17 protein-coding genes, 2 tRNA genes and 1 pseudogene are annotated in these 22,259 nt (G+C 63.6%); 6 read left to right on the forward strand and 14 right to left on the reverse strand.

Features of this window, described 5'->3' with window-relative positions; genetic code table 11:
* Nucleotides 1-55 precede the first annotated feature (55 nt).
* Nucleotides 56-1,276, reverse strand: a complete 1,221-nt coding sequence (locus PVE73_RS14475; RefSeq protein ID WP_277362925.1) for a deoxyguanosinetriphosphate triphosphohydrolase — start codon at nucleotides 1,274-1,276, stop codon at nucleotides 56-58.
* 69 nt (nucleotides 1,277-1,345) lie between these two features.
* Between PVE73_RS14475 and erpA the strand changes: the two genes are divergently transcribed.
* Together erpA and PVE73_RS14485 are read left to right on the forward strand one after the other, a co-directional pair.
* Entirely contained in the window at nucleotides 1,346-1,696 is a 351-nt protein-coding gene (gene erpA, locus PVE73_RS14480; RefSeq protein ID WP_277362926.1) for an iron-sulfur cluster insertion protein ErpA, read from the forward strand.
* 106 nt (nucleotides 1,697-1,802) lie between these two features.
* Nucleotides 1,803-2,084 carry a transcriptional regulator gene (locus PVE73_RS14485; RefSeq protein WP_277362927.1) on the forward strand — a complete coding sequence of 94 codons (282 nt, stop codon included), beginning with the start codon at nucleotides 1,803-1,805 and terminating at the stop codon, nucleotides 2,082-2,084.
* A gap of 268 nt (nucleotides 2,085-2,352) precedes the next feature.
* On the opposite strand, the gene rpoC is transcribed toward PVE73_RS14485, so the two are convergent.
* From rpoC to PVE73_RS14530, 9 genes are all read right to left on the reverse strand, one after another.
* Nucleotides 2,353-6,555 (reverse strand): DNA-directed RNA polymerase subunit beta', encoded by a 4,203-nt coding sequence (gene rpoC, locus PVE73_RS14490; protein WP_277362928.1) that lies wholly within the window; start codon nucleotides 6,553-6,555, stop codon nucleotides 2,353-2,355.
* A 145-nt stretch (nucleotides 6,556-6,700) separates the two neighbouring features.
* A complete protein-coding gene (gene rpoB, locus PVE73_RS14495) occupies nucleotides 6,701-10,840 on the reverse strand; it encodes a DNA-directed RNA polymerase subunit beta (RefSeq protein WP_277362929.1) in 4,140 nt (1,379 codons plus the stop codon).
* Nucleotides 10,841-11,022: 182 nt separating this feature from the next.
* The gene (gene rplL / locus PVE73_RS14500; RefSeq protein ID WP_277362930.1) at nucleotides 11,023-11,403 is read right to left on the reverse strand and encodes a 50S ribosomal protein L7/L12; all 381 of its coding nucleotides are present in this window, start codon (nucleotides 11,401-11,403) and stop codon (nucleotides 11,023-11,025) included.
* 54 nt (nucleotides 11,404-11,457) lie between these two features.
* Entirely contained in the window at nucleotides 11,458-11,976 is a 519-nt protein-coding gene (gene rplJ, locus PVE73_RS14505; protein ID WP_277362931.1) for a 50S ribosomal protein L10, read from the reverse strand.
* 347 nt (nucleotides 11,977-12,323) lie between these two features.
* Complete coding sequence (gene rplA / locus PVE73_RS14510) at nucleotides 12,324-13,022, reverse strand: 50S ribosomal protein L1 (RefSeq protein ID WP_277362932.1); 699 nt, start codon at nucleotides 13,020-13,022, stop codon at nucleotides 12,324-12,326.
* A gap of 6 nt (nucleotides 13,023-13,028) precedes the next feature.
* Entirely contained in the window at nucleotides 13,029-13,457 is a 429-nt protein-coding gene (rplK, locus tag PVE73_RS14515) for a 50S ribosomal protein L11 (protein ID WP_277362933.1), read from the reverse strand.
* Between the two features lie 143 nt (nucleotides 13,458-13,600).
* Nucleotides 13,601-14,125 (reverse strand): transcription termination/antitermination protein NusG, encoded by a 525-nt coding sequence (nusG, locus tag PVE73_RS14520; protein ID WP_277362934.1) that lies wholly within the window; start codon nucleotides 14,123-14,125, stop codon nucleotides 13,601-13,603.
* Between the two features lie 31 nt (nucleotides 14,126-14,156).
* Entirely contained in the window at nucleotides 14,157-14,360 is a 204-nt protein-coding gene (secE, locus tag PVE73_RS14525) for a preprotein translocase subunit SecE (RefSeq protein WP_277362935.1), read from the reverse strand.
* A 231-nt stretch (nucleotides 14,361-14,591) separates the two neighbouring features.
* Nucleotides 14,592-14,667 (reverse strand) — tRNA-Trp (locus PVE73_RS14530).
* A gap of 113 nt (nucleotides 14,668-14,780) precedes the next feature.
* On the opposite strand from PVE73_RS14530, the gene PVE73_RS14535 reads away from it, so the two are divergent.
* The gene (locus PVE73_RS14535) at nucleotides 14,781-14,972 is read left to right on the forward strand and encodes a hypothetical protein (RefSeq protein ID WP_277362936.1); all 192 of its coding nucleotides are present in this window, start codon (nucleotides 14,781-14,783) and stop codon (nucleotides 14,970-14,972) included.
* Here PVE73_RS14535 and tuf read toward each other — a convergent pair.
* Nucleotides 14,962-16,136: pseudogene (gene tuf / locus PVE73_RS14540) on the reverse strand (elongation factor Tu). The gene PVE73_RS14535 and the pseudogene tuf sit on opposite strands and share 11 nt — an antisense overlap.
* 317 nt (nucleotides 16,137-16,453) lie before the next feature.
* On the opposite strand from tuf, the gene PVE73_RS14545 reads away from it, so the two are divergent.
* Nucleotides 16,454-17,107 (forward strand): exopolysaccharide biosynthesis protein, encoded by a 654-nt coding sequence (locus tag PVE73_RS14545; RefSeq protein WP_277362937.1) that lies wholly within the window; start codon nucleotides 16,454-16,456, stop codon nucleotides 17,105-17,107.
* Between the two features lie 86 nt (nucleotides 17,108-17,193).
* A complete protein-coding gene (locus PVE73_RS14550) occupies nucleotides 17,194-17,457 on the forward strand; it encodes a hypothetical protein (RefSeq protein WP_277362938.1) in 264 nt (87 codons plus the stop codon).
* A gap of 21 nt (nucleotides 17,458-17,478) precedes the next feature.
* On the opposite strand, the gene PVE73_RS14555 is transcribed toward PVE73_RS14550, so the two are convergent.
* Nucleotides 17,479-18,036 carry a DUF1003 domain-containing protein gene (locus PVE73_RS14555; RefSeq protein ID WP_277362939.1) on the reverse strand — a complete coding sequence of 186 codons (558 nt, stop codon included), beginning with the start codon at nucleotides 18,034-18,036 and terminating at the stop codon, nucleotides 17,479-17,481.
* Nucleotides 18,037-18,155: 119 nt separating this feature from the next.
* Nucleotides 18,156-19,034, reverse strand: coding sequence for a manganese catalase family protein (locus PVE73_RS14560; protein WP_277362940.1), 879 nt, complete (start codon nucleotides 19,032-19,034; stop codon nucleotides 18,156-18,158).
* Nucleotides 19,035-19,353: 319 nt separating this feature from the next.
* Here PVE73_RS14560 and PVE73_RS14565 point away from each other — a divergent pair.
* Nucleotides 19,354-19,427, forward strand: a tRNA-Cys gene (locus PVE73_RS14565).
* Nucleotides 19,428-19,499: 72 nt separating this feature from the next.
* Here PVE73_RS14565 and PVE73_RS14570 read toward each other — a convergent pair.
* The gene (locus PVE73_RS14570) at nucleotides 19,500-22,184 is read right to left on the reverse strand and encodes a DNA translocase FtsK (protein WP_277362941.1); all 2,685 of its coding nucleotides are present in this window, start codon (nucleotides 22,182-22,184) and stop codon (nucleotides 19,500-19,502) included.
* Nucleotides 22,185-22,259: the final 75 nt, after the last annotated feature.

Consider the following 22,259-nt stretch of genomic DNA (forward strand, 5'->3'; position numbering starts at 1 on the left):
TTTGTCCCGGATTGTTTGGGCGCCGCGGCGCGAGCCGCGGCCAAGCCGCCTGCGCCTAACGCAAATCCGGGGTGCGGTCAAACAGGCGCTCGTGTTCCTTGAGTGCGTAGGTGTCGGTCATCCCCGCCAGAAAGTCCGCGACGTCGCGCGCCTTGATGCGTTCTTCCGCCCGGTCGAGACCCTCGCGCCATCCCTCCGGCATCTCGCGCGGATCGGCGAAATAGGCGTCGAAAAGCTCGCGCACGATCCTGTCCGCCACCTGCCGCACGGCGAGCACGGACGGGTGACGGTAAAGATTGCGGTAGAGAAAGGCCTTCAGCTCCTTTTCTTCCGCGGCCACTGCCTCGGAGAAGGTTACCAGGGTGCACCCTGCATCATGCACGCCGTCCAGCGAAACCGGGTTCAGCCTTTCGATCTTCTCCCGCGCGGTGGTGATCACGTCCTCGACCATCACCGTGATCTGGCGGCGCATGAGTTCGTGGCCGCGGCGCACGGGATCGAGATCCGGGTAGCGCTCCTTGACGGCCTGCAGGATACGGCCGGGCAATCCGACATCCCGGAGCATATCGAGCGTCAGGAGCCCTGCCCTCAGCCCGTCATCGATGTCGTGTGCGTTGTAGGCGATATCGTCCGCGATCGCAGCGCATTGCGCTTCGATGCTCGCAAACCGGTTCAATTCCAGGTCATGCAGTTCCGAGTAGTTTCGGATCGCCTCCGGCACGGGAGCCTCGAGCGCGGCTCCCTTCGCGTCCGTCAGCGGGCCGTTGTGCTTGACGAGCCCTTCGAGCGTCTCCCAGGTGAGGTTCAGCCCGTCGAATTCCGCGTAGCGGCGCTCCAGCCGCGTCACGATCCTGAGCGACTGCGCGTTGTGGTCGAAGCCGCCCCACGGGGCCATCTTCTCGTTGAGCGCATCCTCTCCGGTGTGCCCGAACGGCGTGTGGCCGAAATCGTGGACCAGCGCGATCGCCTCGGCCAGGTCCTCGTCGCAGCACAGCGCACGCGCGAGGGCACGGGCGATCTGAGCCACCTCGATGGAATGGGTGAGCCGGGTGCGGTAGTGATCGCCCTCGTGAGCGATGAAGACCTGAGTCTTGTGCTTCAGCCGGCGGAAGGCGGTGGAATGGATGATGCGGTCGCGGTCACGCTGGAACGGCGTGCGCGTGGGGCTTTCGGGCTCGGGATGGAAACGGCCGCGCGAGCGAGCGGGATCGCAGGCATAGACCGCGCGCGGCCGATAGCCAAAGCCGATGCCGTCGAGATTTGCCGGGCCTGTCATCGCTGCTGCATGTTGACTCGCCGTCCAACCGTTCATACCTATCTATTCCGGACGAAAGCAAGGTGACCCATGGGCATTGATGCCAAGACGGAGATGAAGGGCGTCGACCTGACCGACGCCGCAGCCACGCGGATCGTCAAGATTCTCGCCGCCGAACCCGACAAGACGGCGCTGCGCGTTTCCGTCGAGGGTGGCGGATGCTCGGGATTTTCCTACAAGTTCGATCTCGTGGAGAGCCGCAACGAAGATGATGTCGTTATCGAGAAGGGCGGCGCGACTGTCCTGATCGACGAGCTTTCGCTCGTCTATATGGGCGGCTCGGTGATCGATTTCGTCGACGACCTCATCGGTCAGTCGTTTCAGATCAGGAATCCCAACGCGGTCGCCTCCTGCGGGTGCGGGACCAGCTTTTCCATTTAGCCGGGGTTCACGCTGCCCGGACGGGAGCGCCTCTTCTTGCCCTGTTCCTCTCCCGCCATAAATGCCACTGTCGCATGATGGGAGTGCGCAGAACCGGAGCGATCACATGAACGACAATGAACGGCCGCCCGTCATGATCATCACGGGACGCGTCTGGCGCGAACAGGGCAAGGCCAGCGAGGGCGTGCATGTGATGCTCACCGCGCCGGACGACGATACCGCCGTGCGCCTGGCCCTCGAGGCCCTGGCGCAGGAAGGATATGCGGAAGCCGAGTTGGACCAGATCGGAGAAATGGAAGAGGCTCCCGACGAGGAGCCCCATTTGTCGGCCTGGCAGGGCGCGACCGAAGGCGAGATCGCGATCGTCACCTTCGACGAGGAGGACTGAGCCCGAAACAGCTCAGTTCAAGACCAGCTCGACTTGCCGGCCACCGCCGGCCCCTCGACTCACCGCTTCGACGTTGTCGATGTCGAGCCCGAAGCCACCTTCCCCGATTTCAGCAGAAGCGTCTTTTCGCAGCGGGACCGCGTCCGTCGCGGCCCCGTAGCGTTGCGTCACTCACAGTGACAGACAACCGCCGATAGATCATGAGGCGGTAGAATAAAAACCGCCGGGACATGGCCCGGCGGTTCTTCAGTCCCAGAAGGAGGCGGTGTTACTCGGCAGCGCCCGCCCGGCTCATATCGGTCAGCATCGGCTCGGCCGTCTCGGCGCCCGACTCCTTGCGCCGCTCATCGAGGATCAGCTCGTCGCGCGAGCGGGCGATGCGGCGGATCTGCGCCATGGCGCCGCCGGTGCCCGCCGGGATGAGGCGGCCGACGATGACATTCTCCTTCAGCCCCTGCAGCGTGTCGATCTTGCCCGCCACGGCGGCCTCGGTCAGAACACGCGTCGTCTCCTGGAAGGAGGCGGCGGAGATGAAGGACGGCGTCTGCAGCGAGGCCTTGGTGATGCCGAGCAGAACCGGCTGGCCCTCCGCAGGCTTCTTACCCTCTTCCACCAGACGATCGTTGACCTCGTCGAACTCGACCTGATCCACGTGATCACCGGGGATGTAGGTCGAGTCGCCCTGGGCCGTGATCTCGACCTTCTGCAGCATCTGGCGAACGATCACCTCGATGTGCTTGTCGTTGATCAAGACGCCCTGCAACCGGTAGACCTCCTGGATCTCGTTGACGAGGTAGGAGGCCAGAGCCTCCACGCCCTTGATCGCCAGGATGTCGTGCGGCGCGGGGTTGCCGTCGAGGATGAAGTCTCCCTTCTCGATGACGTCGCCGTCCTGAAGATGGAACGGCTTGCCCTTCGGGATGAGATACTCCACCGGCTCCAGCGTCGAGTCATGCGGCTCGATGATGATGCGGCGCTTGTTCTTGTAGTCGCGGCCGAATCGCACCGTGCCGTCGATCTCGGCGATGACGGCATGGTCCTTCGGACGCCGCGCCTCGAAGAGCTCGGCCACACGCGGCAGACCGCCGGTGATGTCCTTTGTCCGTGCGCTTTCGGTCGGGATACGGGCGATGACGTCACCCGGCCTGACCTTGGCGCCCGAGTCCACCGACAGGATCGTCTCCACCGAGAGCAGGAAGCGGGCATCGCCACCACGCGCGAGCTTGGCCACCTTGCCCTTCGAATCGAGGATGGTGATCGCCGGCTTGAGGTCGGAACCGCGCGGCGTGGACCGCCAGTCGATGACCTCGCGCTTGGTGATGCCGGTGGATTCGTCCGTCGTCTCCTGCACCGACATACCGTCCACCAGATCCTCGAAGGCCACCGTGCCTTCCACTTCGGTCAGCATCGGGCGGGTGTACGGATCCCATTCGGCGATGCGCTGGCCGCGCTTCACCTTGTCGCCCTCGTCCACATAGAGGCGCGAGCCGTAGGCGACGCGGTGCGAGGCACGCTCGGCGCCCGCCTCGTCATGGATCAGCACCGCCATGTTGCGGCCCATGACGACCAGGTGGCCGTCCGAGTTGCGCACCACGTTGCGGTTGCGGATCTTCACCGTGCCCTCGAAGGATGCCTCGAGGAAGGACTGGTCAACCACCTGCGCGGTGCCCCCCATGTGGAAGGTGCGCATGGTGAGCTGGGTTCCCGGCTCGCCAATCGACTGCGCGGCGATGACGCCGACGGCCTCGCCGATATTGACCGGCGTGCCGCGCGCCAGATCGCGCCCGTAGCAGACGGCACAGACACCGGTGCGCATCTCGCAGGTAAGTGCGGAGCGGATGCGCACGGTCTGGATGCCGGCGGCCTCGATCGCCTCCACGTCGCGCTCGTCGATGAGGCGGCCGGCCGAAACGATCACCTCGCCCGTAGCCGGATTCACCACATCCTCAAGCGCGGTACGGCCCAGCACCCGCTGGCCGATGGAGGCGACGACCTGGCCCGCATCCACGATGGGCTGCATGGTCAGCCCCTTCTCGGTCCCGCAGTCGGGCGTGACCACGATGCAGTCCTGCGCCACGTCGACGAGACGCCGCGTCAGGTAACCCGAGTTCGCCGTCTTGAGCGCGGTGTCGGCAAGGCCCTTGCGCGCGCCGTGGGTGGAGTTGAAGTACTCCATCACGGTGAGGCCTTCCTTGAAGTTCGAGATGATCGGCGTCTCGATGATGGAGCCGTCCGGACGGGCCATCAGGCCGCGCATGCCGGCAAGCTGGCGCATCTGTGCCGGCGAACCGCGGGCGCCCGAATGCGACATCATGTAGATCGAGTTCATCGGCTTCTGACGGCCATTGTCGTCGAACTCGATCGCCTTGATGCGCTTCATCATCTCGTCGGCGACCTTTTCCGAGCACTTGGCCCAGGCGTCGACGACCTTGTTGTACTTCTCGCCCTGCGTGATCAGGCCGTCATTGTACTGCTGCTCGTACTCCTTGGCGAGCGCCTCCGTCTCCGCGATCAGCTTCACCTTCGTGTCGGGGATCAGCATGTCGTCCTTGCCGAAGGAGATACCGGCCCGGCAGGCATGGCTGAAACCGAGCGCCATCACGCGGTCGCAGAAGATCACCGTCTCTTTCTGCCCGCAGTGGCGATAGACCGTGTCGATCATCCGGGAGATGTTCTTCTTGGTCAGCTCCTGATTGCAGATGTCGAAGGGGACATTGTGGTTCTTCGGCAGAAGCTCGCCGATGATCATGCGGCCCGGCGTCGTCTCGTAGATCTTGGAGACGGGATTGCCCTCCGCATCCACGGTCTTGAACCGGCCCTTGATCTTGGTGTGCAGCGTGACGACGTCGCTCTCCAGCGCATGGTGCAATTCGCCCATGTCGGCGAACACCATCCCCTCGCCCGGCTCGTTCTGGTTCATGATGGACAGGTAGTAGAGCCCCAGAACCATGTCCTGCGACGGCACGATGATCGGTGCGCCGGAAGCCGGGTGCAGGATGTTGTTGGTCGACATCATGAGCACGCGGGCTTCGAGCTGAGCCTCGAGCGACAGCGGCACGTGCACGGCCATCTGGTCGCCGTCGAAATCGGCGTTGAAGGCGGTGCAGACGAGCGGATGAAGCTGGATCGCCTTGCCCTCGATCAGGATGGGTTCGAAGGCCTGGATTCCCAGGCGGTGCAGCGTCGGGGCGCGATTGAGCAGCACCGGATGCTCGCGGATCACCTCGTCGAGGATGTCCCAGACTTCCGGCTTCTCCTTCTCCACCAGCTTCTTCGCCTGCTTGACGGTCGAGGAGTATCCCTTGGCATCAAGGCGCGCATAGATGAAGGGCTTGAAGAGCTCGAGCGCCATCTTCTTCGGCAGGCCGCACTGATGCAGCTTGAGCTCGGGGCCCGTCACGATGACGGAGCGGCCCGAATAGTCGACGCGCTTGCCGAGCAGGTTCTGGCGGAAACGGCCCTGCTTGCCCTTGAGCATGTCGGAGAGCGACTTCAGCGGGCGCTTGTTGGCGCCCGTGATGACGCGGCCGCGGCGGCCATTGTCGAACAGCGCGTCGACGGCTTCCTGCAGCATGCGCTTCTCGTTGCGGATGATGATGCCCGGCGCGCGCAACTCGATCAGCCGCTTCAGGCGGTTGTTGCGGTTGATGACGCGACGGTAGAGATCATTGAGATCCGACGTCGCGAAACGGCCGCCGTCGAGCGGCACCAGCGGGCGCAGGTCCGGCGGGATGACCGGTATGATCTTCATGACCATCCACTCCGGCTTGTTGCCGGATTCCATGAAGTTCTCGACCACCTTGAGCCGCTTCAGAAGCTTCTTCTGCTTCAGGTCCGATGTGGTCGATGCCAACTCCGAGCGCAGATCGCCGGCGATCTTCTCCAGCTCCATGCTGGACAGCAGGTGATGGATCGCCTCCGCGCCGATCATGGCGGTGAAGGAGTCCTCGCCATACTCGTCGATGGCCATCATGTACTCCTCTTCAGAGAGGAGCTGGTTTTCCTTCAGCGCCGTCAGGCCCGGCTCGGTCACGATGTAGTTCTCGAAATAGAGAACCCGCTCGATGTCCTTGAGCGTCATGTCGAGCAGCGTGCCGATGCGGCTCGGCAGCGACTTCAGGAACCAGATATGCGCGACCGGGGCGGCAAGCTCGATGTGGCCCATGCGCTCACGGCGCACGCGGCTGAGCGTGACCTCCACGCCGCACTTCTCGCAGATGACGCCCTTGTACTTCATACGCTTGTACTTGCCGCACAGGCACTCGTAGTCCTTGATGGGACCAAAGATGCGCGCGCAGAACAGGCCATCACGCTCCGGCTTGAAGGTACGGTAGTTGATCGTCTCCGGTTTCTTGATCTCGCCGTAGGACCAGGACAGGATCTTTTCGGGACTGGCCAGCGAAATCCGGATGGAATCGAAGGTCTGTGCCGGCGCCTGAGGGTTGAACAGGTTCATGACCTCTTGGTTCATGCCGATCTCCTTTGCGGGACTTCGCGTCCCTTGATCACAATGCGATGGCGGCTGCCGGACGGCAAAATTGCCTCGTTCCGTCTCGGAGCCCTGCCATCAGGGGTCTTGCACGCCGCGGACAAAGCCGCGGCGTGCCGGTATGTCGTCATTCGGCTGCTTCAGGCAGTTGCGCCGGCGGGGGCGTGTCGAGGCGCGAGTTCTCGAGCTCCACATTGAGCCCCAGAGACCGCATCTCCTTGACGAGCACGTTGAAGCTTTCCGGGATGCCTGCCTCGAAGGTGTCGTCGCCCCGCACGATGGCCTCATAGACCTTGGTGCGGCCAGCCACGTCGTCCGACTTGACGGTGAGCATCTCCTGCAGCGTATAGGCCGCGCCATAAGCCTCCAGGGCCCAGACCTCCATCTCGCCGAAGCGCTGACCGCCGAACTGCGCCTTGCCGCCCAGCGGCTGCTGGGTGACGAGCGAGTACGGGCCGATGGAACGGGCGTGGATCTTGTCGTCCACCAGGTGGTGCAGCTTGAGCATGTAGATGTAGCCCACGGTCACCTTGCGGTCGAACGACTCGCCTGTGCGTCCGTCATAGAGCGTCACCTGTCCGCTCGATTCGAGACCCGCCTCCTCCAGCATCCGGTTGATGTCGGATTCATGCGCGCCGTCGAAGACGGGCGTGGCGATGGAGACGCCGCGGCGCAACTGCTCGCTCAGCCGGATCACACTCTCGTCATCGTACTGGCGGACGGGCTCGTTGCGGTCATTGTCCGGTATCAGCGTCTCGATCTTCGCCCGGAGCGGCTTGATATCGCCCTGCTCCTTGTAGGCGTCGATCAGTTCACCGATCTGCCGGCCCATGCCCGCACAGGCCCAGCCGAGATGCGTCTCCAGGATCTGCCCGACATTCATGCGGGAAGGGACGCCCAGCGGGTTCAAGACGATGTCCACATGAGTGCCGTCCTCGAGGAACGGCATATCCTCGACGGGAACGATCCTGGACACGACGCCCTTGTTGCCGTGACGGCCGGCCATCTTGTCTCCCGGCTGCATCTTGCGCTTCACCGCCACGAAGACCTTGACCATCTTCATGACGCCGGGCGGCATCTCGTCGCCACGCTGCACCTTTTCGACCTTGTCCATGAAGCGCTGCTGCAGCGCGTTCTTGGATTCGTCGTACTGGGCACGCAACGCTTCGAGCCCGCTCTGGAGCTTCTCGTCCTCGACGGCGAACTGCCACCATTGCGAACGGGGATACTCGTCGAGAAGTTCCGCCGTCAGCGCAGTGCCTTTCTTGAAGCCCTTGGGCCCGGCGATCGCTTCCGTGCCGATCAGCATCTCCGACAGGCGCGCGTAGACGTTGCGGTCGAGGATCGACTGCTCGTCGTCGCGGTCTTTGGCGAGCCGCTCGATCTCCTCGCGCTCGATGGCCATGGCGCGCTCGTCCTTCTCCACGCCGTGGCGGTTGAAGACGCGGACCTCGACCACCGTCCCGTAGGTGCCGGGCGGCATGCGCATGGAGGTGTCGCGGACGTCGGATGCCTTCTCGCCGAAGATGGCGCGCAGAAGCTTCTCTTCCGGCGTCATCGGGCTTTCGCCCTTGGGCGTGATCTTGCCCACCAGGATATCGCCCGGCTGGACCTCGGCGCCGATATAGACGATGCCCGCCTCGTCGAGGTTCTTCAGCGCCTCTTCCGACACGTTCGGAATGTCGCGCGTAATCTCCTCGGGCCCGAGCTTCGTGTCGCGCGCCATCACCTCGAATTCCTCGATGTGGATCGAGGTGAAGATGTCGTCGCGCACGATGCGCTCGGAAAGCAGGATGGAGTCCTCGTAATTGTAGCCGTTCCACGGCATGAAGGCCACGAGCACGTTGCGGCCGAGCGCCAGATCGCCCAGATCCGTCGACGGACCGTCGGCGATGATGTCGCCCTTGTTCACCTGATCGCCCACGCGCACCAGCGGCCGCTGGTTGATGCAGGTGTTCTGGTTCGAGCGCTGGAACTTCTGCAGCCGGTAGATGTCGACGCCCGACTGCGAGGCATCGACGTCCTGCGTCGCGCGGACAACGATACGGGTCGCGTCCACCTGGTCGACGATGCCCGTTCGGCGGGCTGCGATGGCGGCGCCCGAGTCACGCGCCACGACCGGCTCCATGCCCGTGCCCACGAAGGGCGCCTCGGCGCGCACGAGCGGCACGGCCTGACGCTGCATGTTCGAGCCCATCAGCGCGCGGTTGGCGTCATCGTTCTCGAGGAACGGAATGAGCGCCGCGGCCACCGAAACGAGCTGCTTCGGGGAGACGTCCATCAGATCCACGTTCTCGCGCGGGGCCATCATCACCTCGCCGGCGTGGCGGCAGACCACGAACTCGTCGGCAAAGCGGCCTTCCTCGTCGAGCTGCGCGTTGGCCTGGGCCACATAGTGCTTGGCCTCTTCCATGGCCGAGAGATAGATCACCTCTTCGGCCACCTTGCCGTCGACGATCTTGCGGTACGGCGTCTCGATGAAGCCGTACTTGTTCACGCGGGCAAAGGTGGCGAGCGAGTTGATGAGGCCGATATTCGGGCCTTCCGGCGTCTCGATCGGGCAGATGCGCCCGTAATGCGTCGGGTGCACGTCGCGCACCTCGAAGCCGGCACGCTCGCGGGTCAGACCACCAGGGCCAAGCGCCGACAGGCGCCGCTTGTGGGTGATCTCCGACAGCGGGTTCGTCTGGTCCATGAACTGCGAGAGCTGGGACGAGCCGAAGAACTCGCGCACGGCGGCGGCCGCCGGCTTCGCGTTGATCAGGTCCTGCGGCATGACCGTATCGATCTCGATCGAGGACATGCGCTCCTTGATCGCGCGCTCCATGCGGAGCAGCCCCAGGCGATACTGATTCTCCATGAGCTCGCCCACCGAACGCACGCGGCGGTTGCCGAGATTGTCGATGTCGTCGATCTCGCCCTTGCCGTCACGCAGTTCGACAAGCGTCTTCACGACGGCCACGATGTCTTCCTTGCGCAGCACGCGCACGGTGTCCGGGCAGTCGAGCTCTAGCCGCATGTTCATCTTGACCCGGCCCACGGCCGAAAGGTCGTAGCGCTCCGGATCGAAGAACAGCGAGTGGAACATGGACTCGGCCGTCTCGAGCGTCGGCGGCTCGCCCGGGCGCATGACGCGATAGATGTCGAACAGCGCTTCCTGGCGGGTCTCGTTCTTGTCGGCGACCAGCGTGTTGCGGATGTAACCGCCGATATTGACGTGGTCGATGTCGAGGAAATGCACCTCGTCCGTGGCCGTCTCGAGCAGGACCTTGAGCGTCTTGTCGTCGATCTCGTCGCCGGCCTCGAGGAAGATCTCGCCCGTCTCCATGTTGACGATGTCCTCGGCGAGATAATTTCCGAGAAGATCGTCCTCCGTCGCGCGGATCGCCTTCAACCCCTTGTCGGCAAGCTGGCGCGCCATGCGGGCGGTCATCTTCTTGCCGGCTTCCAGCACCACCTCGCCGGAATCGGCATCGATGACGTCGGCGGTGGCCTTCATGCCGCGGAAACGCTCCGCAGAGAACGGCACGCGCCAGTCGTCACCGTCGCGCATGAAGGTGAGCTTGTTGTAGAAGGTCGAGAGGATCTCCTCACCGTCCATGCCGAGCGCCATCAGCAGCGAGGTAACGGGGATCTTGCGCCGGCGGTCGATGCGTGCATGAACGATGTCCTTGGCGTCGAACTCGATGTCGAGCCAGGAACCGCGATAGGGAATGACGCGGGCGGCGAAGAGCAGCTTGCCGCTCGAATGGGACTTGCCCTTGTCGTGATCGAAGAAGACGCCCGGAGACCGGTGCATCTGCGAGACGATCACGCGCTCGGTGCCGTTCACGATGAAGGTGCCGTTATCCGTCATGAGCGGCATGTCGCCCATGTAGACATCCTGCTCCTTGATGTCCTTGATGGATTTCGCACCCGTGTCCTCGTCGAGATCGAACACGATGAGGCGCAGCGTCACCTTCAGCGGCGCCGCATAGGTGAGATCGCGCTGACGGCACTCTTCGGTATCGAATTTCGGGGCTTCAAACTCGTATTTCACGAATTCGAGCATCGCCGTTCCGGCGAAATCCGAGATCGGGAACACGGACTTGAAAACCGCCTGCAGCCCCTCGTCCGGGCGCCCGCCTTGGGGCTCCTCGACCATGAGGAACTGGTCATAGGATGCTTTCTGAACCTCGATGAGGTTCGGCATCTCCGCAACTTCCGGAATCTTCCCGAAAAACTTGCGTACGCGCCTGCGACCGTTAAAAGTCTGGGTCTGGGCCATCGTCGCTCCTTGCCTGCCGCTTGCCTGCCACGAACCGCTCGCTTCGAGCGGCCATTCTAAACGGGCAAAAAACCCGTTTCCTAAAAGCCGTTTCCGGCCCTCAGGAAAGAGGTTTTCGCCTTCACCTTTTCCGCTTTGGCTCCGCGGGCGGAAAATCCGCCCGCGGAGCCTGCGGAGCTTACTTACTTCAGCTCGACCTTGGCGCCGGCTCCTTCGAGCTGGGCCTTGAGCTTGTCGGCCTCGTCCTTGGACACGCCTTCCTTGACCGGCTTCGGCGCACCCTCGACCAGATCCTTGGCTTCCTTGAGGCCGAGACCGGTGATCGCGCGCACTTCCTTGATCACGTTGATCTTCTGGGCACCGGCTTCCGTCAGGACGACATCGAACTCGGTCTTCTCCTCGGCAGCCGCCGCCGGAGCAGCCGCGCCGCCGCCGCCCGCAGCCACAGCCACCGGAGCCGCCGCGGAGACGCCCCACTTCTCTTCCAGCATCTTCGAAAGCTCGGCCGCCTCGATGACGGTCAGGCTCGAAAGGTCTTCAACGATCTTCGCAAGATCAGCCATTTTTCATTTCCTTCACAGTTCGAACAGTGTTGGTTCTGGTTCCGAGGAACGGCCTCACGCCGCCTCGTCCTTCCGGGCATAGGCACCAACGACGCGGGCAAGCTGGCCTGCCGGTGCGTTGACGACCTGGGCGATCCGGGTTGCCGGCGTCTGGATCATGCCGACGATCCTTGCTCTGAGCTCATCCAGCGACGGCAGCGAGGCAAGAGCCTTCACGCCGTCGGCGTCGAGCGTGGTCGCGCCCATCGCGCCGCCGATAATGACGAGATTGTCATTGCCCTTGGCGAAATCGCTTGCGACCTTCGGAGCAGCAACCGGATCATCCGAATAGGCAATCAGCGTCTGGCCCTCGAAAAGGGCCTGAATGCCTTCGGACTTGGTACCCTGAAGAGCGATCTTGGCGAGACGGTTCTTCGCGACCTTGACGCTCCCGCCCGCCGCGCGCATCTTCGACCGGAAGTCGTTCATCTGCGCGACGGTGAGACCGGCATAGTGTGCCACGACGACCGATCCGGTGCTTTCGAACACCTGATTCAGGCTCGTGACGAATTCGCGCTTTTCCGCTCTTTCCACTGCCTTCTCCAGTTAACGGCGCCTCACGCGAAGTGCTGCGCCGGGTTGCCTTTTGCCGCCGGGCTTTCCGGTTAGGGATCACCCGAACGACGCTCGAGGATCCTGCCCCCTTTCGCCATGCCGGTTTTCAAGCCGGCGATCAGACAAAAGGCAAACACGGTTCGAACCGTTCATCGGCCTGGGAATGTCCCAAGCTTTTGTCCGGGTCTTACCCGTCTCATGCAGGCCCTTCATCAGAATTAAGGCGAGCCGCCTGCAATCTCGGACAGGATGTCCGGAGGTTTCCCTCCGGATCCGGGCCGTTTCCGGCCCGAATGTGGCGGGGAGGACGTCCCTCCCCGCGAATCTTAAGACACCGCCAGGGTCGAGGTATCTATCTTGAGACCCGGGCCCATGGTCGAGGTGAGTGCGACGCGCTTCACGTAGTTGCCCTTGGCGCCCGCGGGCTTGGCCTTCACGACCGCATCGGCGAACGCGCGGATGTTCTCCGCGATCGCCTTCTCGTCGAAGGACGCCTTGCCCACGCCGGCATGAACGATGCCGGCCTTCTCCACGCGGAACTCGACGGCGCCGCCCTTCGAAGCCTTCACGGCGGCAGCCACATCCGCCGTCACCGTGCCGACCTTCGGGTTCGGCATCAGGCCGCGTGGCCCGAGCACCTTGCCGAGACGGCCGACCAACGGCATCATGTCCGGCGTGGCGATGCAGCGGTCGAAATTGATCTCGCCCTTCTGCACGGTCTCCACCAAGTCCTCCGCGCCGACCACATCGGCGCCGGCGGCCCTCGCCTCGTCCGCCTTGTCGCCCTTGGCGAACACGGCCACACGCACCGAGCGGCCCGTGCCGTTCGGCAGGTTGACCACGCCGCGCACCATCTGATCGGCATGGCGCGGATCGACGCCGAGATTCATCGCCACTTCGATGGTCTCGTCGAACTTGGCGGTCGCCCGCTCCTTCAACACCTTCACCGCCTCCTCGAGGGCATAGAAGCGGCTACGGTCGAGATTTTCGCGGCTCTTGGCCACGCGCTTGGAAATCTTGGCCATCTCTCGTTACCCCACCACCTCGAGACCCATGGAACGGGCGGAACCTTCCACCATGCGCATGGCGGCATCCACGTCGTTCGCATTCAGGTCCTTCATCTTCGCCTCGGCGATCTCGCGCACCTTGTCGCGCGAGATCTGGCCGGCGGACTGCTTGCCCGGCTCCTTCGATCCCGACTTCAGGTTCACCGCCTTCTTCAGGAAGTAGCTCACCGGCGGGGTCTTCATGGTGAAGGTGAAGGACTTGTCCTGGTAGTAGGTGATGACCACCGGGATGGGCGAACCCTTCTCCATCTCCTGGCTCTGCGCATTGAATGCCTTGCAGAACTCCATGATGTTGATGCCACGCTGACCAAGCGCAGGACCGATCGGCGGCGACGGCGTCGCCGACCCCGCGGGGACCTGAAGCTTGAGCTGGCCTGCAATCTTCTTAGCCATCTCTCATCTGCCTTGTCGTCATGCCGGCCCCCTTTTCAGAGGGAAATGCCGCGGCGGTTGCAGTCTGGTGGTACGGAGCCCACGGTCGCCGGCTACGCGACCAACCCCTTCCACCGGTTTGCTCCGGAAACCGGAACAGCCGGTCAGGACTTCTCGACCTGACCGAACTCCAGATCCACGGGCACGGCGCGCCCGAAGATCGAAACCTCCACCTTGAGGCGCGAGCGCTCCTCGTCCACCTCCTGCACGAAGCCGTTGAAGGAGGCGAAGGGGCCGTCGGACACGCGCACCTGCTCGCCGATCTCGAAAGTAACGGAGGGCTTGGGGCGCTCCACGCCTTCCTGAACCTGAGTCAGGATGCGCTCGGCCTCGGCTTCCGTGATCGGCACCGGGCGGGCATCGCCCAGAAAGCCCGTAACCTTCGGCGTGTTCTTGATCATCGAGAACACGGCATCCGTCAGATCGGCCTTGACCAGCACATAACCCGGAAAAAACTTGCGCTCGGCATCCACCTTGCGGCCTCGGCGGACCTCGACGACCTTCTCGGTCGGCACGACCACCTGCTCGATCAGGCCAGAAAGCCCCTTCTGGCGTGCCTGCTCCTCGATCGATTCAGCGACCTTCTTCTCGAAATTGGAATAAGCGTGGACGATATACCAACGCGCCATCTAAAAATAACTCCTTCCCTGCCGGACGACTTCAGACGCCGATCCCGAGGATCAGCTCGATTGCCCACGCCATCACCTGGTCAGCGGCAAAGAAAAAGATCGCGGCCAAAGCAGCAAAAGCCAGCACCATGGCGGTCGAGATCAGCGTCTCCCGACGCGAAGGCCAGGTCACCTTCGCTGTCTCCGACCGCACCTGCTGCAAAAAAATAAAAGGGTTCGTGGTCCTAGAGGCCATCTATCGCTCTTTTTTGTTGAAGCATCCAGGGAAAACCCTGGTCCTGTGACGGCTATGCCCCGGCCGTGATGCGAATCGGATCAAACGAATCACCAATTTCTGCACATACGACAAGGGCGCGTAAAGCTGCTCCCCAGCTCCACGCACCGTTTGCTTGTGCCCTACATAGTTCCGATTCCCTCGACGCGCAAGTGCCTTTTGACGGCATCGCGGTTGGGCAGGAATGGAGAGTGGCAGGGGCAGAGGGGCTCGAACCCCCGACCTGCGGTTTTGGAGACCGCCGCTCTACCAACTGAGCTATACCCCTATTCCCAGGCTCTGAAGCCCGTGTCGAGCCCGCCTTCTAGAGCCTGTTTGCACTGCCTGCAAGTCTATTTCTGGCCTTCTGTGCCGCTGTCCACCTGCTCTGAAGCTTCTCATATGGAAAATGTCGTCGCACGCATCAACCGCAAAAAGAAAGGGCGGCCGAAGCCGCCCTTCAGGTCGAGAATGTTGCAGGATCACTCGGTGATGCGTGCGATGATTCCGGCGCCTGCCGCAAAACGCGCCATGCGCGTTTTGCAATCCCTGAATCCGGTCGGTGCAACCGGATCAGCTTCGATCACTCGGTGATCGAAGCAACAATCCCCGCCCCGACGGTGCGGCCGCCCTCGCGGATGGCGAAGCGCAGGCGCTCCTCCATGGCGATCGGCACGATCAGCGTCACGTCCACCGTCACATTGTCGCCCGGCATCACCATTTCCGTCCCTTCGGGCAGCGTCACGATGCCCGTCACGTCCGTCGTGCGGAAGTAGAACTGCGGACGGTAGTTCGTGAAGAACGGCGTATGGCGCCCGCCCTCCTCCTTCGTCAGGATGTAGGCCTCCGCCTTGAACTTCGTGTGCGGCGTCACCGAACCCGGCTTGGCAAGAACCTGCCCGCGCTCCACCCCTCGCGGTCCACGCCGCGCAGAAGCGCCCCGATATTGTCGCCCGCCTGGCCCTGGTCGAGCAGCTTGCGGAACATCTCAACACCGGTCACCGTCGTCTTCGAGGTCGGCCGGATGCCGACGATCTCGACCTCCTCGCCAACCTTCACCACGCCGCGCTCCACACGGCCCGTCACAACCGTGCCGCGGCCCGAAATCGAGAACACGTCCTCGATCGGCATCAGGAACGGCTGGTCGATCGGACGCTCCGGCGTCGGGATGTAGGCGTCCACTTCCTTCATCAGCGCGCGAACCGCGTCCTCGCCGATCTCCTTGTTGGAATCCTCGAGCGCCGCAAGAGCCGAACCCTTGATGATCGGGATGTCGTCGCCCGGGAACTCGTATTTCGACAGAAGCTCGCGGATCTCCAGCTCCACAAGCTCCAGAAGCTCCGGATCGTCCACCTGGTCCACCTTGTTCAGGAACACCACGATCGCCGGAACGCCAACCTGCCGGGCAAGAAGGATGTGCTCGCGCGTCTGCGGCATCGGGCCGTCGGCGGCAGACACCACAAGGATCGCACCGTCCATCTGCGCCGCGCCCGTGATCATGTTCTTCACGTAGTCGGCATGCCCCGGGCAGTCCACATGCGCATAGTGACGGTTCTCCGTCTCGTATTCCACATGCGCCGTCGAGATCGTGATCCCGCGCGCCTTCTCCTCAGGCGCAGCGTCAATCTGGTCGTAGGCCTTGAACTCGCCGAAAAACTTCGTGATCGCTGCCGTCAGAGACGTCTTCCCATGGTCAACGTGACCAATCGTCCCGATGTTCACATGCGGCTTCGTACGCTCAAATTTACCTTTGGCCATCTCAAATTCCCTTGGGCGGCATGGTTTGGTTTCAGTTGCGGGGCGATTAACGACAAAGACCGCAAAAAACAAGCCCCTTCTCGGTGCGAACCCTCACAGGGATGCCGACTGGAGGGCGATCCTGCCTGCGGCCGGGTTGCGCCGCCGCGGCCAACGCGGGACGGGCAGTCCGTGAAGCGAGCTTGCGCGGTGCCGGCTCGTTCGGGAGCGGGTCGCCGCATCGGACGCCGGAAGGAACCGGTGGCCGTTCCGTCACAATCAGGTCGCTGAAACCGGCTAAGGAGAGCGACCGGGACATCTCGAACGAGACGTGGAGAATGCTCGACAGCCTGCGTTCGGACGATCTTTCCAATCCGCCGGGCCGGCGCGCCGCGCCGCGCCGCTTCTCGCGGCTGCTGCAGGCGATGGCGGACGACGCCACGCGCGAGCGCATCTCGGTCGAGGATCTGCTCCTTGCCATGGAGGATCGCGCGTTCGGCGCCCTCATGCTCGTCTTCGCGCTCCCCAACGCCCTGCCGATGCCACCGGGGACTTCCGGCCTCCTGGGGCTGCCGCTGGTCTATCTCGCCGCGCAGCTGATGCTCGGGCAGCGCCCGTGGCTTCCGAGGTTCATCGGCGGACGATCGGTAAGCCGCACGGATTTCGCCGCTTTCATGGAGCGCGCCGGCCCCTGGCTGCGCCGGGCCGAGCGACTGCTTCGCCCGCGCCTCCCGCTCCTCGCGGGCGCCACGGCCGAACATGCGATCGGCGCCATCTGCCTATTGCTCGCGATCATACTCCTCCTGCCCGTACCGCTCGGCAACATGCTGCCCGCGCTGTCGATCTCGGTGTTCTCCTTCGGGATTCTCGGCCGCGACGGCGTCTGGACCATCTTCGGCGTGATCCTCGCCGCGATCTCCCTCATTGTCGCAGGCGGTGTCGTCTTTGCCCTCGTCCAGGGCGCCGTCTTCCTTCTTACGAGGCAGTTCTAGGAACTTCCGCCATGCGCGGGGCGTTCCCCACGCTGCTTGGAAGCGGCCCGAACCGGATGTAAAGTGCCTGCGATCGGAGGCTTCGAATGCGCCCGCTGACCATTCCCTGCTTGATGCTCGCGGCCGGTCTGGCGGGCTGCGCGACCATCACGCCTGAAGAGCAGCGCGCGCTCGACGAGGAGAACTGCCGCTCCTACGGCTTCCGCCCCGGAACGGATGCGTTCGCCGAATGCCTGCAGCGCATCGATCTCGACCGGCGCGCGGAGCGGCGCTACCGCATGGCGGAATTCGACCGGTGGGACCCCGATCCCGTCGTCGTCTACCGGCCCATCATCGTCAGGCGCGATTAGCGGCGGCGCATCCGCCGGCGATCAACGGTTCCCTTTCTCCTCTTTCGCCTTCCGCCTGTTCGCCTCTATTTCATCCAGCACGGCCTCGGGCGCGATGTCCGCTCCGATCTCGCTTACTTCCGTATCCGGAAGCGCCTTCGAATCCAGCCGGTCGGCGATGGCGGCGACCATCTCGGAGAGCTTCGTCAACTCGTGCTCGGTCAGGAGGCTGATCTGCAGGTCGAGATCCGCGCGCTTATCGGCCGCCGCGGCCATGCGGTTCTGGCTGATGAGCACGAAGGTCGACAGGAAAATCGCTTCGACGGAGGCCGCCATCGCCAACATCACGAAGCTGGGATCGAACCGCGGCACGCCGGGTATCAGACCGAGATTGGAGAGAATCCAGCTCCCATAGACGGCCAGGTGCAGATAGACGAACCGCATGCTCCCGGTGAAACGGGTGATCGCGTCGGCGATCCGCTCCTGAAGGGTCGCCTCGGCGGCATCCCTCGCGCGCCGCCTTTCGATCGCCTCGATGTTGTGCCTGAGCGCGCTCGTGAGCTTGTGGTCGGAAGGCGGGCGCAAGGTCTGAGAAGTCATCGCTGTCCTGGGCCGAAACACGGCAGACGCGGCTGCCGGTTTGGCTGAACGAAAAGACAGGAAGAATGTTCCTCCTCGCGTGCACCCGCCTTTTTTCTCCGTCGGGAGGGGTTTCCCTCTCAGGACGCGGCGGGCGGCATCGGCTTCTTCGGCGTCCCATGCATCAGCGGATCGCCCTGCCCAAGTTCTTCAACAACCTCGCCCATGGGTTTCGGATCGGCCAGATATTCGAACTCGCCCTTTCCGTCGGGCGTCGGGCCGCTCGCCCAACGGCCCGCCTCGCTCTCCGTTCCTCCGGAGCAGTTCCAGAACTGGTAGGCCACCTCCGACAGTTCGCGCTCCTGCGGGAAACTCTGGGGAATCGGCGTAGCGTCGAGTCCGTCTGCTTCCAGTTCCTGTATGGCGGCCAGCCACTGGTTCTGATGCATGGTGTCGCGCGCGATCAGGAAGGAAAGCATGTCGCGCACGCCGGGGTCATCCGTGAGCTCGTAAAGGCGGCAGACCTGCAGCCGCCCCTGGGATTCGGCCGTAACATTGAAGCGGAAATCCGCGAGAAGATTGCCGGAAGCGATCGTATAGCGGGAGGTCCAGGGATAGCCGACGCTGTCGGTCGGGGTGGCTCCTTGCCCGGAAACGATGGCATGTTGCGGGTTCATGCCGGCAACGATCACATCCTCAATCCGCGAGCCGCCGAGCACGGCACCAACCGCCGAGTTCTTGGCGGCATCTTCACGCGCCTCCACGGGAGAGCTTTCCAGAAGCCTGGCGATCATGGTCGCCAGCATCTCCACATGCGCGATCTCCTCGGTGCCGATGTCGAGGATCATGTCACGGTACTTCGCGGGCGCGCGGCAATTCCAGCCCTGGAACAGATAGGTCATCATCACGCTGATTTCGCCCCACTGGCCGCCGAGCACCTCCTGGAGCTTCTTTGCATAAAGGGGGTCCGGCCGGTCCGGCTTGGCATTGTACTGGAACTGGTTGGTGCGAAAGAACATCTTGCTCTCCTCTGATTGGGAAGCCACCGGCGACGCGCACGGCATCTCGGCGAACCCCGGAGAATGCCGCATGTTCCTCTCTCGAGAGAGCGAGCAGAATTTCCGATCGGTGCAAGTTTTTGTTATCCGGGCGGAACTTCGCCCATCTTTCGCACAGTCCTGCAGACCTTGTGGCCGGTCGGGCACTAAAGCACATGAGGTGAACTCCGAACCGACGGGATGTCTGGAACGGTAGAGGAAATCGTTCAGAACGAGCGGTCGCTGCTTGACGCCGCAATCGGCGCAACCTATTGAACCTCCCGTCGTTCCGAAGCGACAGGGCCTCGTGGCGGAGTGGTTACGCAGAGGACTGCAAATCCTTGCACCCCGGTTCGATTCCGGGCGAGGCCTCCAATTGCCACATGCGATGAAGGCGCTGGACCGCAGCGCCTTTTTTGTTGAAATCGCACGCGTGATACCCGCGTATCAATCCATATCATCGCTGGGCGGTGCGGCAACGTCCCGGCTGCCGATCAGGATCTCGCGTTTCCCGACATGGTTGGGCTTGCCCACGAGCCCTTCCTGTTCCATGCGCTCGATGAGGGATGCCGCACGGTTGTAGCCGATGCCCAACCGCCTCTGGATGTACGATGTCGAGCACCTCTTGTCGCGAAGCACCACCTTGACGGCCTTGTCATAGAGGTCGTTTCCGTCCTCGGAGGCAATCGCGCCCTTGTCGAAGATCGCGCCGTCCTCCTCGGGCGCCTGCTCCTCCTCCTCATCCGCAGTGACGGTTTCCAGATATTCCGGGCGTCCCTGCGTCTTCAAATGGGCCACCACCTGCTCCACCTCCTCGTCGGAAACGAACGGGCCGTGCACGCGCACGATGCGTCCGCCTCCGGACATGTGCAGCATGTCGCCCTGCCCCAGAAGCTGCTCGGCTCCTTGTTCGCCGAGGATCGTGCGGCTGTCGATCTTGGAGGTCACCTGGAAGGAGATGCGCGTCGGGAAATTGGCCTTGATGGTACCCGTGATCACGTCGACCGACGGGCGCTGCGTCGCCATGATAAGGTGGATGCCCGCCGCGCGCGCCATCTGGGCAAGGCGCTGGATGGCACCCTCGATCTCCTTGCCCGCGACCATCATGAGGTCGGCCATCTCGTCGACGATCACGACGATATAAGGCATGGGGGCGAGATCCATCTCCTGTTCCTCGTAGACCGGCTCGCCGGTCGAACGGTCGAAACCGGTCTGCACGGAGATGAGCACCGGCTCACCCTTGTCGCGCGCCGAGGCGGCGCGCTGGTTGTAGCCGTCGATGTTGCGCACGCCGAGCCGCGCCATCTTGCGGTAGCGGTCCTCCATCTCGCGGACCGCCCATTTCAGCGCGGTGACCGCCTTTTTCGGATCGGTCACCACGGGCGTGAGGAGATGCGGGATTCCGTCGTAGACCGACAGTTCCAGCATCTTGGGATCCACCATGATCAGCCGGCATTCCTCCGGCCTCAGCCGGTAGAGGAGCGAAAGGATCATCGTGTTGATGGCGACCGACTTGCCGGAGCCCGTGGTGCCGGCGACCAGCAGATGCGGCATCTTGGCGAGCTCTGCGATCACTGCCTCGCCGCCGATCGTCTTGCCGAGGCAGAGCGCGAGCTTGTAGCCGGTCCTGCGGAAGTCGTTCGCCTGGATCAGCTCCCGCAGATAGACCGTCTCGCGCGACGCATTGGGCAGTTCGATGCCAATCACATTGCGGCCGGGAACCACCGCCACGCGCGCCGACACCGCCGACATGGAGCGGGCGATGTCGTCCGCCAGATTGATGACGCGCGAGGACTTCACGCCGGGCGCCGGTTCGAATTCGTAAAGGGTGACGACCGGGCCGGGGCGCACATGGATGATCTCGCCGCGCACGCCGAAGTCCTCGAGCACGTTCTCCAGGAGTCCTGCATTCTGCTCGATCTGTTCCTGGGTCATGTAGAAGCCCTGCCCTTCCGGCGGGTTCTGCAGGAGATCGGCGGAGGGAAACTCATAGGAACCGTCGGCGGCAGGCCGCCGCGTCGCAGACACGGCAAGGGGAGAGCGGCTTGCCGGCGGCGGCGAGAACGCAAGCACTTTGCCCGCCGGGGCGACGTGGCGATCGTCATTTGCCGGTGCCACTTCCGCGCGCTCCCTCTGCGGCATGTCTTCACCTGCCTGAGAGGGCTCATCGGCCGGGACTCGCGTCGGCCGGGCATCTTCCATCTCCTGCGGCTCGGCATCCACGGCAGTGCGGCATTCGATGATACGGAAGCGGTTGGTGACCTCCGTTGAAGGGATCGCCATCGCGGCTTTCGCCGGCGCTGGCGCAGCGGGTGCGCTCAGGGACGCCGGCAACGCCGCCCGGGGCCATTCCTCGGCCCTGGAAGGGTGCGCCACGGGCGCAGGGACTGGAGCCTCCTGCACCGTCAAAGGCATGAGATCGAAGAATGCATGATCGGAAAGATAGGACAAGGGGCCGGCTTCTCGTGCCGCTCCGGCCTTGCCCGCGGGCTCGGCTTGCCGTTCCGCTGCCCGCACGCCGGAGGTGCCAGGATCCGTCTTGGTCGAGATATATCCGGCTGCGACCGGTGCCTCGGCCATCTGCGCATCGAGCCCGAGATGAAGCACCGATCCAAACGGATACGGGATTGTCGGCAGGCCGGCCGATTCGACTTGCCTCCCCGTCCTCGCGGCCATTTCGCTGACGGCAGTCTCGGCTGTCGGGCGACCTTCTTCCCGCCGACCGGCTGCTTCCTGCGGGCCGGAAGCGGTCTCCTTCTGCTCTTCGGAGGGAGAGCGACGCTTCATGAATTCGCGTTCCGGCGTGCGCGTGAAGCGGACATTGGGCGCAAGGTAGAAGTGGTTCTGCCACGGCTCGTCTTCGAAAGGCCGTTCCGAACCTGCTTGCGAAGATTTCGCGGGGGGCGTGGCGTCCACGCCCTTGCGTGTGGAGCCAATCCCGCCCCGGCCGAAATTCCCCATCGTTCCTCCCGTCACGGCCAGCGGTACCGGTGCTTCCTGACGGCGGGAGAAGCCGGCGCTGCCGGCCTGGGTTTGGTCCAGTGACGCGTCCTGCGCGCGCCCCTCCGGCAACTCGGTCCGGCGGTCGTGGCGCAGTGCTGCAGTCGAAAAATTTGTCCGGGTAAAATGCATGACGTGAAGACTCGGAAGTTCGCAGCGAATGTCCTCTCCGGCAATAAAATGTGAAGGTTAACAGCTTCCATAAAT

The sequence above is a fragment of the Chelativorans sp. AA-79 genome (genome assembly GCF_029457495.1).
GTDB lineage: Bacteria > Pseudomonadota > Alphaproteobacteria > Rhizobiales > Rhizobiaceae > Chelativorans.